Below are 14453 nucleotides of genomic sequence, written 5' to 3'. Positions count from 1 at the left end.
AGCTAAGTTTTTAGCCTAGAGTACAAGGGTTTGCTGCTTATCAGCCTTAACTAATCAGGGATTATCCGGTGAAGTTCATAAAGCGATTATTCATATTTACATTGATTTGCATGATTCTTGGAGTCAGTACAATTTTCGGGTTTTATTATTACGTAAAACCAGAGTTGCCTGATGTTGCCACTTTGCGCGACGTAGAACTCCAAACGCCGATGCAAGTCTTCAGTCAAGACGGTAAGCTGATCTCTCAATTTGGTGAAAAGCGTCGTAATCCAGTCACTTATGACGAGATTCCTCGCCACTTAGTTGAGGCTCTGATTGCCACCGAAGATAGCCGTTTCTATGAACACCCAGGTATTGACCCAATCGGTATCACACGTGCAGCACTCGTGGTTGCCATGTCGGGTTCAGCCAAACAAGGTGCGAGTACTATTACTCAGCAGCTTGCGCGTAACTTCTTCTTATCTAATGAGAAAAAGATCATGCGTAAGATCAAAGAGATCTTCATTGCGATCCACATTGAGCAGCTTTTGAGTAAAGAAGAGATCATGGAGCTTTACGTCAACAAGATCTTCCTTGGTCACCGTTCGTATGGTTTTGGCGCGGCATCACGTGTTTACTTCGGGAAGGATCTTCCTGATCTAACGCTAAGTGAAATTGCGACGCTTGCGGGTATGCCAAAAGCACCTTCGACAATGAACCCTATTTACTCTGTTGAGCGCGCGACTAACCGTCGTAACGTTGTATTGCGTCGTATGTTAGACGAGAAATACATCACTCAAGCAGAGTTCGATGACGCTCGTAGCGAAGAAATTATCTCGAAATACCACGGTGCAGAGATCGAACTAAGCGCACCATATGTTGCTGAAGTTGCACGTGCTTGGATGGTGGAACGCTACGGTGAAGAAGCTTATACATCAGGCATGAAGGTCTACACGACCGTGGATTCGAAACTGCAAAAAGCAGCGAACCAAGCCGCGATTAAGAACCTACTTGGCTACGATGAGCGTCACGGCTACCGTGGTGCTGAAAAAGTATTGTGGCAGACTGCGCAATCAGCGTGGGATCAAGAACAAATCGTTAAACACCTTAAGTCTCAACCAACCTATGGTGACTTGGTTCCTGCTGTTGTTACCGCGGTTGATTCGAAAAGTGCGCAAATTTGGGTTAAGAACCAAGGTGAAGGCACTATCGAATGGCAAGGCATGAACTGGGCGCGTAAATTCCTAACGGATAACCGCCAAGGACCAGCGCCTTCTCAAGCGAAAGAGATTCTGGCGGTTGGTGAGCAAATCTGGGTTCGCCATGAAGCCGTTACCGGCGATGAAGTCTCTGAAGAGCCGACAGAAGAGTCAGCGACGGCAGAATCAGAAACACCGATTGTATGGCGACTAAGCCAAGTACCGAATGCGAACACCGCATTTGTTGCAATGAACCCGAACAACGGCGCGGTATTGTCGATGGTCGGTGGCTTTAACTTTGTTCACAACAAGTTCAACCGTGCAACGCAATCTATTCGTCAGGTGGGTTCTGGTATCAAACCCTTTATCTACTCAGCAGCGATTGAGAAAGGCTTAACGCTAGCCTCACTGATCAACGATGCACCAATTAACCAATGGGATAAGAGCCAAGGTACAGCATGGCGACCAAAGAACTCGCCGCCGACTTACGTGGGTCCAACTCGTTTACGTATTGGCTTAGCTCAGTCTAAAAACGTAATGGCGGTACGTGTACTGCGCGAAGTCGGCCTAGATGATACTCGTAACTACCTAACTCGATTTGGTTTTGATATTGACGAAGTACCGCGCTCTGAAACCATTGCTCTGGGTGCGGGTAGCTTAACGCCAATGAAAGTAGCTCAAGGTTACTCAGTATTCGCTAATGGCGGCTACTACGTTGAACCTTTCTACATCAGCCGCATTGAGACACCATTTGGTGAGACTGAATTTGAAGCGACACCGAAAGTGGTTTGTAAAGACGATTGCCAACAGCAAATCACCTCAGATCCTATGGCTGATGAGTTTGCCGAGCAAGATGTGGATGCCAAAGTACAATACGCACCTCAAGTTATCTCTGAACAGAACGCATTCCTTGTTCGTGAAATGATGTACAGCAACATCTGGGGTGGCGGTGATTGGAGCGCAGGTACGGGTTGGAACGGTACAGGTTGGCGTGCACAGCCATTGAAGCGTCGTGACATTGGCGGCAAAACGGGTACCACCAACGATTCGAAAGATACTTGGTACAGCGGTTACGGCCCTGGCATGGTTGCAACGGTATGGGTTGGTTTTGATAACCACAACCGCAACCTAGGACGTACTAAAGCGAACTCGAACCTTGGTAAAAATCAGATTACTGGTGCAGAAGCTGGCGCGAAAACAGCAGAACCTGCATGGGTTGATTTCATGGGTACGGCGTTAGCGGGTGTTCCTGCTGAGCGTAAAGAGATTCCTGAGAACATCGTTCGTGTTCGTATCGACCGTGAAACTGGCTTACTGACCAACAAGTTCGATAGCTCATCAATGTTCGAGTACTTCGAGAAAGGCACTGAGCCAACCGAGTACATCACTGAACGTTTCAATGATGACATCTACTCAACCTCATCAGGTGAAGCAATAGAAGAGCTGTTCTAACTAGGATTTGTAGAACCTAGTAACATGAACCAATAAAAAGGGTTGATATGCATTCATATCAACCCTTTTTTTATATCTATATCTGACCAGACTAGGATCTAAACTCAAGCGCTAAGCCGTCTTCTCCAGTTGAGTGCGAATCGTCTCAGCCAGTTGCTCGAAACGTCCCTTCAATGGAGAGCCCGGACGGTAAGCCACGACAATTCTACGTGAAGGTGTAGGATTCACCGCAGGTACGTAACACACACCATCTTTCTGCTTTTCCTTTGGCACCGATAACTGAGGTAGCAAGGTAATGCCCGCCCCCGCCGCGACCATGTTACGCAGCGTTTCTAAGCTGGTTGCCTTAAAACGTTCGTCATCTTTGGCACCCGCAGCAAAACAGAAGCCCAAGGCTTGGTCTCTTAAACAGTGGCCGTCACCTAGCGCCAGTACGGTTTGTCCATTTAGCTGCAGCATATCGACAGTGTCTTGCTGAGCCCACTCGTGGTCACATGGAACGGCAACACTTAATGGCTCGTCATACACATCAATCTCTTTAAACACCGCCGTTTCATCAACTGCAGCCAGTACCAAGCAATCAAGCTTGCCATCTTCAAGTTGACTCACTAACTGGTGGGTCTGAGCTTCATGCAGGTAAAGCTCAAGATCTGGGAAGCTCTCTTTAAGATGAGGAACAATCTTAGGCAAGATGTAAGGACCCACGGTTGGAATAAAACCAATGTGCATTGGCCCCGTCATCGCTTCACCGTGTCCACTCGCCATATCTTTAAAAGTTTTCACTTCATTGAGAATGCGCTTGGCTTGTTCAACAAGTTGTAACCCTGATTCTGTAAATATTACCTTCCTTGGACTACGCTCGGTTAACTGAAGTCCAATTTCATCTTCTAGTTTGCGTATTTGACCGCTTAGTGTCGGCTGACTGACAAAGCACGCTTCTGCCGCTTTTCGGAAGTGTTTATGCTCTGCGAGCGCCACCAAGTATTCAAAGTCACGAATGTTCATGATCAGTCTCTTACCTCAGGTTTTAATAAGAACAAGGGTTCTAATAGAAACATTTAAAAGAAAAAATGCTCTTGATAGAATTTACCTATCAAAACCATAACATCAAACGATTAGAGCTATCAAAGGATTTATCTAATAATGGGCTCAACGAAACGAAACAGAGCGAAGAAAAACGTTAAGCTCTTATAGAACAAAATTAAAAATACTATTTAAGGAAATCAATATGTTTGCATCTAAAGAAGGTCAATCAATCCCTCAAGTAACATTCCCAACTCGCCAAGGTGATGCATGGGTTAACGTAACGACTGAAGAGCTATTCAAAGACAAGACAGTTATCGTATTCAGCCTACCAGGTGCGTTTACACCAACATGTTCTTCAAGCCACCTACCTCGTTACAACGAGCTACACTCAGTATTCAAAGAGAACGGTGTTGATGACATTCTGTGTGTTTCAGTAAACGACACATTCGTAATGAACGCTTGGAAAGCAGACCAAGAAGCGGAAAACATCACATTCATCCCAGATGGTAACGGTGATTTCACAGGCGGCATGGGTATGCTAGTTGAGAAAAACGACATCGGCTTCGGCAAACGTTCATGGCGCTACAGCATGCTGGTTAAAAACGGCGTGGTAGAAAAAATGTTCATCGAAGAAGACGTACCAGGCGACCCGTTCAAGGTTTCTGATGCTGATACTATGCTTAACTACCTTGCTCCTGAGCACAAAGAGCAAGAGTCAATCACAGTATTCACTAAGCCAGGCTGTCCTTTCTGTATGAAAGCAAAACAGAACCTAATCGACAAAGGCCTGAACTACGAAGAAGTGGTTCTAGGTAAAGATGCAACAACAGTCAGCCTACGTGCAATCTCTGGTCGTACAACGGTTCCTCAAGTATTCATCGGTGGCAAACACATCGGTGGTAGCGAAGAACTAGAAACTTTCCTAGGCTAATCGCTTCATCGCCGATATAGGCTTAGAAGTAGCAGCTAACCCACCCTCTTGTGGGTTAGCTATTCCAAACACTCTTATCTGAGTTTTGGGAAAAAGAATATAGCTGGTGACTCGCCTGTCTTTTACTAACCTATAGTTAGCAATAAAAGCAGAGTCACAAGCTAAACCTAATAAAACAGAATCACAAAACTGACCCGCTATCCTGACTCTCAAGAAATCACCAGAGTTGGAGGGGTTCGTTCAAACCAAATTTAGCCATTGCGAGAAAATTATTATGAAACAAGTCAATGTAGATGTAGCAGTTATCGGGGGCGGTACGGCAGGTTTAGGTTCTTACCGCGCTGCAAAAGCACACACTGACAGTGTCGTGATGATTGAAGGCGGACCTTACGGTACAACCTGTGCTCGTGTTGGTTGTATGCCATCTAAACTGATTATTGCAGCTGCGGAAAGCGTACACCAAATCGAGAAAGCTCCGGCTTTTGGCGTTCACCCACAAGGTGATATCGTGATTAACGGCCGTGAAGTTATGGACAGAGTGAAGTTTGAGCGTGACCGTTTTGTTGGTTTTGTTTTAGAAGGTGTTGATGAAATCCCAGAGCAAGACAAGATCTCTGGCTACGCAAAATTTTTAAACGACAACACACTACAAATTGATGACCACACGGTTGTCACCGCTAAACGTATTGTTATCGCGACCGGTTCTCGCCCTGCATATCCAGCGGTTTGGAATGAGCTTGGTGACCGTCTGATCATTAACGACGACGTGTTCAGCTGGGATGATTTACCAGAATCGGTTGCAGTATTTGGCCCTGGCGTTATTGGTCTTGAGCTTGGTCAGTCACTGCACCGCTTAGGTGTGAAGACCAAACTGTTCGGTTTAGGTGGTCAAGTTGGTCCAGTGACCGACCCAGAGATCATGGCTTACGCAGATAAAGCCTTCAATGAAGAGTTCTATCTAGATGCAGACGTGAAAATCGAAAGCATGAAGCGCATTACCACTGAATCGGGTGAAGCTCGTGTCGAAATCCAGTTCATCAATAAACAAGGTGAATTAGAAACTAACGTCGTCGAATACGTACTCGCAGCAACAGGTCGTCGCCCTAACACTGACAAGCTTGGTTTAGAGAATACGTCTCTAGAACTTGATGAACGTGGTGTGCCAATCGCAGACCACTACACGCTACAAACATCGCTACCATCAGTATTTATCGCTGGTGATGCGAGTAACCAACTGCCTCTACTGCATGAAGCAGCAGACCAAGCGCGTATTGCGGGTGACAATGCAGGTCGCTTCCCAGAGATTCGTGCAGGCTTACGCCGCTCTAAAATCTCGGCAGTATTCTCTGACCCGCAAATCGCGATGGTTGGTGAAACCTACAAAGAGATCACCACACGCTTAGGCACATGTGGCTGTTTCGCAACGGGTGAAGTGTCTTTCGAAAACCAAGGTCGTTCTCGAGTGATGCTGCGCAACAAAGGTATTCTGCACGTATACGGCGAGCAAGGTACAGGCCGCTTCCTTGGTGCTGAAATGATGGGACCAAACGCAGAACACTTGGCTCACCTATTAGCTTGGGCACACCAGAACAAGATGACGGTTTCTGAAATGCTAGACATGCCGTTCTACCACCCAGTGATCGAAGAAGGTGTACGAACAGCGCTGCGTGACCTCAATGCGAAACTGCACCTAGGTCCAGAGATGGTGAAACACTGTCTAGATTGTGGCCCTGGTTGTTAATCGCAGATCATCAGGAAAGATAGCAGCTTGCTCTATTAACAGAAACTAGATACTAAAAAAGGAAAGCCATTGGCTTTCCTTTTTGTTTTTGGCAACGAGTAAACTATAGATTCCCGATTACGCTCCTTCGTCGCTCTCGGGAATGACAGCAATTTTCATACACGTCTAGGCGAAGCTAACCAGAATAACGGTGCTTTTCAAAACGCGTCTAAACTGAAGCAAATCAAAGTGACGCATCAGCTAAACCAAAACTAAACTCGTCATTCCAGAACCGAGGGACGAGGTATCTGGAATCTCTTGAAGCCATTGCTTGTCGCTAAAGACTTAGCTATTACTTCTCAGCAGCAATCACAGAGATCTCAACAAGTAGCGCTTCACGAGCCATGTCGCCAGTCACACATGCGCGAGCTGGAGCGTGACCTTCAGGAACCCATGCATCCCAAACTGCGTTCATTTCTTGGAAGTCTTTCATGTCTTTCAAGTAAATCGTTGCTGAAAGCATGTGCTCTTTGTCGCTGCCTGCTTGCTCAAGTAGGGCTTCCACTTTATCTAGCATCGTCTGTGTTTGCTCAGTGATGTCTTTGGTTGCATCAGCACACACTTGACCACATAGGTAGATAGTGCCGTTGTGTTTAACAATACGGCTCATGCGTTGTTTGGTTTCTTGGCGCTCAATCATCGACTTTCTCTCTCTGCGTCACCGTGATCCAATATCTTGTGACGTGTTATTATCAGGGCAACAAGCATAACGCGAATCAAACCCAAGATGACATGCATTCATTGCAATAAAAGTGAAAAAATCCGTAACAAACTCGGTCGTTGCCAGCGTTGCATGAATCAGCTGATGGTGTTGTCGATTTTGAGTTGGGGAGTATGGTGGCTGTTTTTCAGAGAAGACCCAAAAACCATCAATGCCATCGCTTTGATGATGGCCGCTTTCGCGTTCAGTGGCTTGCTTTCGTTGCATTGGGTCATGAAGTTTGTGGTGCTACCGTTAAAGGGCAAAAAACGTTAGCTGGAAGTCTTTATTGGATAAAGAGTAGTGATTAGAGACAGGGCTAAATAATCCGATAATTCATCATGATTTTCGAGTTATTGTCATTTCCCAAACAGCAGATAGAAAAAAGCCCCAGAACCAATCGATTCTAGGGCTTTCTTAGAAAATTCTAAGAAAAAGCAGTGGTACTTTAATAGACCGGACTTTTCTTAGTTTGTTCCCAAAAAAGATCATATTTTTGATCTTTTTTTTAGGAACTATAAAATCAATGCCTTATGCAACATTAACCTTAGCAATAATCTGCTCTACCAAGTTCACTTCCAACGCCACTTCATCACATGCATGTTGACGAGGACACTGGTCACAATCTTTCAGTACCTTCTCAGGCAGCAGAGATTTCGATGTTGGTAAGAAATCATGCTTCATGAAGAACTCTGGAGTACGAGTCAGCACAAATACCTTCTTAATGGCCATTTGTCGCGCTTTCTCAACCAAGTGCTGCACAATTGCGGTACCTTGACCTTGACCTTGCCAGCCAGCCTCAACACCGAGCGAGCGAATTTCCGCTAAGCCAGAGTCATACACATAGAGTGATGCACAACCTGTCACCTCACCATGATGCTCTGCGACCGCAAACGAGCCAATATCACGCACCAGTTCATTACGAGAACGAGGTAGGTTTTCACCCATGTTCGCCCAGTAAGCGACCATACCTTCTAACGCTTCAATATCGGTCAGACGAGCAGGACGAACCTTGACGATGGAAGTGTCACGCTGTGATAAACGTTTCTCAGCTTGGTCAACCGCGTAAGCCACTTGCTGTGGAGATACACCGCCTAGCGCGCTACGTTTTTCAAGACACGATTCAATGGTCAGGATGTCATACACATCCTCTTCAATCACCTCAGAGAACTCTTTCATCTCTGCGATGGTTAATTCTTCTAATGCGCAGCCTTTGGCAATCGCCGCTACTACTGTCACACCAACAATATGGTGAGCTTCACGGAAAGGAATGCCTTTCGCTACTAAGTAATCAGCCAGCTCTGTTGAGTTTGCATAACCTTGCTTCGCCGCTTCAAGTGTACGTTCGCCGTTCACTTTAATGCCGTCAAAACAGAGCGCTGCCATTTCCATACAGTCATTCCAAGTATCTAAAGCGTCGAACAGACCTTCTTTATCTTCTTGCATGTCTTTGTTGTATGCCAAAGGCAGAGCTTTTACTGTCATCATCATTGCCGCTAATGAACCGTATACACGGCCAGTTTTGCCACGGATAAGCTCTAGCGCATCTGGGTTTTTCTTTTGTGGCATCAGAGATGAACCTGATGTCACGGTATCCGCTAACTCGATGAAGTTTGATTCACCTGAGTTGTAGAAAATCATATCTTCTGCAAGACGCGAAAGATGAAGCATAGAGATAGAAGCAATCGACATTAGCTCCATCACATGGTCACGGTCAGAGACTGAATCTAGAGAGTTGCGCGTTGCACGACGGAAACCTAAGTTGTGAGCTAACTCTTCACGGTCCATCGGGTAAGCAGTTCCAGCAAGGGCACCAGAACCCAGCGGACATGTATCTAGACGCTTAATCGCATCATTCAAACGTGAATAGTCACGCTCAAGCATTTCAACGTAAGCCAAGCACCAGTGAGCAAAAGTTACCGGCTGAGCACGTTGTAAGTGAGTGTAGCCAGGCAGCACGGTTTCTTGATGCTGAGAAGCAACGTTCACCATTTGGCTTTGTAGGCGATCCAGTGCCAATAGCAGCTGGTTACCTTGCTGACGACACCATAGTTTCAGGTCGGTCGCCACTTGGTCGTTACGAGAACGGCCAGTGTGAAGTTTTTTGCCCAAGTCACCGACTTTGCCGATAAGTTGCTGCTCAACCCAGCTGTGAATATCTTCTGCATCAGAACGTAGAATCTGTTCAGGATCTTCCATCACCTCAAGTTTTAGCTCATTCAGCGCTAACTCAAGCTTCTGTTGCTCTTCTTCTGTTAATACGTTGACCGACAGTAGAGCTTTAGACCAGGCAATTGAGCCCACAATGTCTTGCTCAGCCAATCGGTAATCAAAACGAAGAGAATCGTTAAAATCTTTGAACCGGGTGTCTGCTGCTTGGGTAAATCTACCGCCCCATAATGCCATTGTGTATCTCCTAATTGCACAGTGCTCACTGTTTTTGCAAATGATAATTCTGATTAAGATTCAGTATTTTTCTGATGGTTTAAACTTACGGCAATTCAAAATGAAAATAAAGTATTAATTCATTATTTTCACATATTTATTCATCAAAGATTCAATCCATTGATTGTTTTTAGTGTGGAGCGCGAATTATATGCCATCCGATAGGAAAAACCGAAGCTGATTTATTAGGCAAATAGAAAGTAAAAAGCCCATTCACTAATCAATAGTGAATGGGCTTTGCATAATAATGTCTGTTGACTGACCTTCAACCTTTCGCTAAAGGCTAGCTCACTAACTCATTGTTAGGGTTACTTTTGGCTATTCAGAGCACGGATACGGCTTGATAGCGAGTAAAGACGGATGAAGCCTTCAGCGTGGCTTTGGTCGTAAACTTCATCTTCACCGAAGGTTGCAAACTCTTCTGAGTACAGGCTGTTGTCAGAACGCTTCTGAGTCACCGTTGCATGGCCTTTGTAAAGCTTGATAACCACTTCACCATTCACATCTTGTGCTAGCTCTTCTGTCGCGGCAAGGATTGACTTACATAGCGGAGTGAACCAACGACCATCGTATACAAGGTGAGAAGCCTTAACACCTAGCTCTTCACGGAATTCGAATGCCGCTTTATCAAGAACCAATTGCTCTACTGCACGCAGTGCTTCCATCATGATTGTGCCACCCGGAGTTTCGTAGCAACCACGAGACTTCATGCCAACAAGACGGTTCTCTACGATATCGATACGACCAACACCGTGCTTAGCACCCTTCTCGTTTAGGTAAACCAGTGCGTTGTATGGCGTCATTGTTTCGCCATCAACCGCAACCACTTCGCCTTTTTCAACTTTAAGTGTCACTGTTTCAGATTCGTTTGGCGCTTGTTCAGGGTCTACAGTCCAAGCCCAGCAATCTTCGTTAGGTGCATTCCATGTATTTTCAAGAACGCCGCCTTCTGTTGAGATGTGCCATGCGTTTGCATCACGCGAGTAAATCTTAGTAAGAGAAGCCGTACAAGGGATGTTACGCTCTGCTAGGTAATCTAGACACTCTTCACGACTCACTAGATCCCATTCACGCCATGGTGCAATGACGTGTAGGTCTGGTGCTAGTGCAGCAAATGCGCCTTCAAAACGAACTTGGTCGTTACCTTTACCAGTACAACCATGACACAGTGCGTCTGCACCTACTTTACGTGCGACTTCAACCTGTGCTTTCGCGATGATTGGACGCGCCATTGACGTACCTAGTAGGTATTTACCTTCGTAGTAAGCGCCTGTTTTCAGCGTTGGATAGATGTAGTCAGCAACCATCTCTTCTTTAAGGTCTGCGATGTAACACTCAGATGCACCAGAAGCTTTTGCTTTCTCTTCGATACCAATCAACTCTTCGTCGCCTTGACCAACATCCGCAACAAACGCAACCACTTCACAGTCATAGTTCTCTTTCAACCATGGAATGATTACTGATGTGTCTAGACCGCCAGAGTAGGCTACTACAACTTTCTTTACGTTAACTTTGCTCATTTTCTTTCTCCTAGTTTCCATACTGCACATGGCGGTCAGCGTTGGAAATGACTTCATAATTATATGTTTATTTAATTTGTCTAAATTCTTTAAGTAGTGACTCGTTGTGAGACCTACTGAGGTAAAAACTGTGTTCCTATGCTTTTACCTGAAAACAGTTGTGTTAGCTTTTCTGGGTATCGCCAAGTGGCAACTTCGATTGGTCGTCCAAGGTCGTTAGCGGCTTCTAGTGCGGCTTGAACCTTAACGATCATGCCGTCGGTAATCACTTTGCCTGTAATAAGGTCATCGGCTTGTTGTTGGTTAAGGCTTGGAATGAGGTGGCCTTTGCCATCCAACACACCACTTACATCAGAAAGCAGTACCAATTCAGCATCAAGTGCGCCCGCAACGGCAACCGCAGCTTGGTCGGCATTGACGTTCATCAGTTGACCTTGCTCAGTCAGACCAATTGAGCTAATGATTGGCAGTGCGCCCGCATTAAGAATTGCTTGCAGAACGGTTGAGTCGCCCGGCTCCGCTTTTCCTACTGCGCCCAACTCAGGGTTCAGTTCACTCACTTTGCATAAACCACCGTCTGCAAGGCTCAAACCAACGGCATTGATACCGTCTTTAATCGCCTGACCTTGAAGTAATTTATTCGCCGTGCCCGCTAATGCACCAGCGATCACTGGGATCTGATCATAAGGAGTAACACGTAGCCCTTCTTTCTTAACGGTTTCGAGGTTCAACTTATTCATCAAATCATCAACAAGGTAACCGCCACCGTGAACAATCACGATTGGTCGTTGTGCCTGTTGTTGGTAAGCTGAGATAGCACCAAATAACTTGCTAAGTGTTTCACCACAAGATAGCGCAGCGCCACCTAACTTTATGATTAATGGTTGATTATTAAGGCTCATATCTAGATTTCCTTACACTAACGCAGTTAATGGCGCAAAACCATAACGTAAATTCAAACACTGCATCGCTTGGCTAGATGCACCCTTTAATAAGTTATCAATCGCTGAAACAACGATGATGTGTTGACCTTGAACCTTCCAACCTAAGTCGCAGAAAGGCGTATGTTCTACATCTTGAATTCTTGGCAATGTCTCTTCGAGTAATCTCACCGCAGGTTTACCTTGGTAAGCTTGCTCAAAGGCATCTTGTATCTGCTGTTCTGTCACGCCTTCAGCCAATTTCATGGTGATGGTCGCTAAAATACCGCGCTTAAAGTTGCCGAGGTGTGGAGTAAAAATCACATCACATCCTAAATGTGCAGCCATTTCAGGTTGATGACGGTGATTGAAGACGCCATAAGCTTGCAAGCTTACTTCGCAGAAGCTGTTAACCATCGTCGCCTTGCGGCCGGCACCAGTAACACCGCTAGTCGCGTTAATCACTGGCCATTGGTTTTCATCCAGTAACTTGGCCTCAACCAAAGGTTTAATCGCCAGTTGTGATGCGGTTGGGTAACAACCCGCTACCGCAACAAGCTGAGCTTCTTTAATTTCTTGTTCGTTCCATTCCGCTAAACCGTAAGCCGCTTTGTCTAGCCATTGTTCGTGTTGATGTTCAAAACCGTAAAACTCTTGATAGAAGTTTTCGCCTTTAACTCTGAATGCACCCGATAGGTCGAAGACTTGGCAATCGTTCTCTAGAAAGATTGGCGCTAGGTCATGACTGACTTCGTGTGCCGTTGCTAAGAAAATCACATCAGACTGTTTAGCTACTTCTTCCGGATTTGTTAAAGGTTGTACTGGCATATCAATCAAGCCAGCTAACTTACCGTGCAGTGCTGCAATAGGTTTACCTGCGTCTACACTATTGGCTGAGACATATAAACCTGATAGCGTGAGCTCAGGGTGTCTGTTTATCATTAGAGCCAGTTCTGCTCCTGTGTAGCCGCTTGCGCCAATGATCGTGGTTTTCAACATCTCAACACATCCATTTCTGAGGTAAGTTACATTTCAAATTTGACTATTCATACTTAATTTTTAGCTTTATTTGATTTCTTATGCATTAAATATGATTTAATATGTGTTTTACCGACTTATGGTTTTCCTGTCAATAGTAGAAGTGAAGTTATTATGCAATTACCGAGTTTTCTTGAGGTCTACAAAGGCCTAATTTCCACAGACTCTATTAGCTCGACCGATCCAAGCTGGGATCATGGCAACGAGAAAGTGATCGAAAAAATGGCTCAATGGTTTAAAGACGTAGGCTTTAGCGTTGAAGTCGTGGAAGTCGAACCCGGCAAGCATAATATGGTCGCTAAGATGGGATCGGGCGAAGGTGGCTTGCTACTCGCAGGACACAGTGACACAGTGCCATTCGATGAAGGACGTTGGAACTTCGACCCTCACGTACTAACAGAACACAACAATCGCTTCTATGGATTAGGCACAGCCGATATGAAAGGCTTTTTCGCTTTCGTTTATGAAGCGGCAAAGAAGATGGATTGGAGCAAACAGACCAAGCCTCTTTATGTATTGGCCACCTGTGACGAAGAGACCACCATGCTGGGTGCGCGTCATTTCACTGAGAATGCGCCATTTAAACCGGATTACTGCATTATTGGTGAGCCAACCAGCCTTGTGCCGATTCGTGGTCATAAAGGCCATGTTGCCAATGCAGTGCGAGTAACGGGTAAATCAGGTCACTCTTCTGATCCTGCATTAGGTGTCAACGCCATCGAGATCATGCATGAAGTGTTGTTCGCTTTAATGCAGCTGCGTGACAAGCTAGTTAAAGAGTATCACCACCCGGGTTTCGCAATTCCAAGCCCCACTCTAAACCTTGGTCATATTCACGGTGGCGACAGTGCCAACCGTATCTGTGGTTGCTGTGAGCTGCACTATGATGTACGTCCTTTACCAGGCATCAGCCTAGATGGCTTGGATAACATGCTGCGCAGCGCACTCAAAGAAGTGGAAGCAAAATGGCCGGGCAGAATTGAGATTACACCTTTGCATGAACCTATCCCTGGTTACGAGTGCCAACACGACCATCCATTTATCGGTGGCATGGAATCCGTTTGTGAGATTGAATCACAAACCGTGAACTACTGTACTGAGGCGCCTTTCCTTCAAGAACTTTGCCCAACCTTAGTGCTGGGTCCGGGCTCAATCGACCAAGCTCACCAACCAGATGAGTTCCTAAGCTTCGATTTTATCGATCCAACGATTGATGTTCTGAGTAAATCTATCCGTAAATATTGTTTCTAGTTATTACTTTTCTTCCAATATTTTCGTATAAAAGCCACCCGAAAAGGTGGCTTTTATTCTGCCATCCCTGACACAGCCTGATCTTGTAATTAAATTTCACTTTAATTCCGAACTATTGGAAAATTTACTTCTCCCGCATTTCGAAAACTAATAATTGCAAACTTAGAATGCTTTATTTGACTAGATACAGCACTTTTCGCTAGATTGTGTAC

At 45.5% G+C, this 14453-nt stretch carries 11 protein-coding genes and 1 pseudogene; 6 read left to right on the top strand and 6 right to left on the bottom strand.

Annotated elements, in window-relative coordinates; translation table 11 throughout:
* Positions 1-68 precede the first annotated feature (68 nt).
* A complete protein-coding gene (locus tag MSG38_RS19360; RefSeq protein WP_248402425.1) occupies positions 69-2630 on the top strand; it encodes a PBP1A family penicillin-binding protein in 2562 nt (853 codons plus the stop codon).
* 111 nt (positions 2631-2741) lie between these two features.
* Here the strand turns inward: MSG38_RS19360 and oxyR are convergent, their stop codons facing one another.
* The gene (gene oxyR, locus MSG38_RS19355) at positions 2742-3635 is read right to left on the bottom strand and encodes a DNA-binding transcriptional regulator OxyR (RefSeq protein ID WP_017061132.1); all 894 of its coding nucleotides are present in this window, start codon (positions 3633-3635) and stop codon (positions 2742-2744) included.
* Between oxyR and MSG38_RS19350 the strand changes: the two are divergent.
* From MSG38_RS19350 to MSG38_RS19340, 3 genes and pseudogenes are all read left to right on the top strand, one after another.
* Positions 3634-3814: pseudogene (locus tag MSG38_RS19350) on the top strand (hypothetical protein). The gene oxyR and the pseudogene MSG38_RS19350 sit on opposite strands and share 2 nt — an antisense overlap.
* 44 nt (positions 3815-3858) lie before the next feature.
* Entirely contained in the window at positions 3859-4587 is a 729-nt protein-coding gene (locus tag MSG38_RS19345; RefSeq protein ID WP_060983397.1) for a glutathione peroxidase, read from the top strand.
* A 274-nt stretch (positions 4588-4861) separates the two neighbouring features.
* Complete coding sequence (locus MSG38_RS19340) at positions 4862-6328, top strand: dihydrolipoyl dehydrogenase (RefSeq protein WP_248402424.1); 1467 nt, start codon at positions 4862-4864, stop codon at positions 6326-6328.
* Between the two features lie 331 nt (positions 6329-6659).
* On the opposite strand, the gene MSG38_RS19335 is transcribed toward MSG38_RS19340, so the two are convergent.
* Entirely contained in the window at positions 6660-7007 is a 348-nt protein-coding gene (locus MSG38_RS19335) for a RidA family protein (RefSeq protein WP_004729674.1), read from the bottom strand.
* An 87-nt stretch (positions 7008-7094) separates the two neighbouring features.
* Between MSG38_RS19335 and MSG38_RS19330 the strand changes: the two genes are divergently transcribed.
* The gene (locus tag MSG38_RS19330) at positions 7095-7343 is read left to right on the top strand and encodes a DUF3624 domain-containing protein (protein WP_029235423.1); all 249 of its coding nucleotides are present in this window, start codon (positions 7095-7097) and stop codon (positions 7341-7343) included.
* 255 nt (positions 7344-7598) lie between these two features.
* On the opposite strand, the gene argH is transcribed toward MSG38_RS19330, so the two are convergent.
* From argH to argC, 4 genes are all read right to left on the bottom strand, one after another.
* On the bottom strand, positions 7599-9473 hold the full coding sequence (gene argH / locus MSG38_RS19325) for an argininosuccinate lyase (RefSeq protein WP_017061136.1): 1875 nt from the start codon (positions 9471-9473) through the stop codon (positions 7599-7601).
* Between the two features lie 347 nt (positions 9474-9820).
* The gene (locus tag MSG38_RS19320) at positions 9821-11032 is read right to left on the bottom strand and encodes an argininosuccinate synthase (protein WP_017061137.1); all 1212 of its coding nucleotides are present in this window, start codon (positions 11030-11032) and stop codon (positions 9821-9823) included.
* Between the two features lie 113 nt (positions 11033-11145).
* Positions 11146-11934: an acetylglutamate kinase gene (gene argB / locus MSG38_RS19315; RefSeq protein ID WP_017061138.1), complete on the bottom strand. Its 789-nt coding sequence runs from the start codon at positions 11932-11934 to the stop codon at positions 11146-11148.
* Between the two features lie 12 nt (positions 11935-11946).
* Positions 11947-12951 carry an N-acetyl-gamma-glutamyl-phosphate reductase gene (argC, locus tag MSG38_RS19310; protein ID WP_248402423.1) on the bottom strand — a complete coding sequence of 335 codons (1005 nt, stop codon included), beginning with the start codon at positions 12949-12951 and terminating at the stop codon, positions 11947-11949.
* Positions 12952-13104: 153 nt separating this feature from the next.
* Here argC and argE point away from each other — a divergent pair, with 153 nt between their 5' ends.
* Entirely contained in the window at positions 13105-14241 is a 1137-nt protein-coding gene (gene argE / locus MSG38_RS19305) for an acetylornithine deacetylase (protein WP_248402422.1), read from the top strand.
* Positions 14242-14453 lie beyond the last annotated feature (212 nt).

The organism is Vibrio sp. 1CM24A (assembly GCF_023161725.1).
GTDB classification, from domain to species: domain Bacteria; phylum Pseudomonadota; class Gammaproteobacteria; order Enterobacterales; family Vibrionaceae; genus Vibrio; species Vibrio coralliirubri.
The sequence above is the reverse complement of the archived record's forward strand: the minus strand, read 5'-3'. Positions and strand labels throughout refer to the sequence as shown.

What these genes read in the sequence shown, in the direction of transcription:
- oxyR (WP_017061132.1), bottom strand. Translation starts at nt 3,635, where the DNA reads ATGAACATTCGTGACTTTGAATACTTGGTGGCGCTCGCAGAGCATAAA.
- argE (WP_248402422.1), top strand. Translation starts at nt 13,105, where the DNA reads ATGCAATTACCGAGTTTTCTTGAGGTCTACAAAGGCCTAATTTCCACA.
- MSG38_RS19330 (WP_029235423.1), top strand. Translation starts at nt 7,095, where the DNA reads ATGACATGCATTCATTGCAATAAAAGTGAAAAAATCCGTAACAAACTC.
- argH (WP_017061136.1), bottom strand. Translation starts at nt 9,473, where the DNA reads ATGGCATTATGGGGCGGTAGATTTACCCAAGCAGCAGACACCCGGTTC.
- MSG38_RS19335 (WP_004729674.1), bottom strand. Translation starts at nt 7,007, where the DNA reads ATGATTGAGCGCCAAGAAACCAAACAACGCATGAGCCGTATTGTTAAA.
- MSG38_RS19345 (WP_060983397.1), top strand. Translation starts at nt 3,859, where the DNA reads ATGTTTGCATCTAAAGAAGGTCAATCAATCCCTCAAGTAACATTCCCA.
- argC (WP_248402423.1), bottom strand. Translation starts at nt 12,951, where the DNA reads ATGTTGAAAACCACGATCATTGGCGCAAGCGGCTACACAGGAGCAGAA.
- argB (WP_017061138.1), bottom strand. Translation starts at nt 11,934, where the DNA reads ATGAGCCTTAATAATCAACCATTAATCATAAAGTTAGGTGGCGCTGCG.
- MSG38_RS19340 (WP_248402424.1), top strand. Translation starts at nt 4,862, where the DNA reads ATGAAACAAGTCAATGTAGATGTAGCAGTTATCGGGGGCGGTACGGCA.
- MSG38_RS19320 (WP_017061137.1), bottom strand. Translation starts at nt 11,032, where the DNA reads ATGAGCAAAGTTAACGTAAAGAAAGTTGTAGTAGCCTACTCTGGCGGT.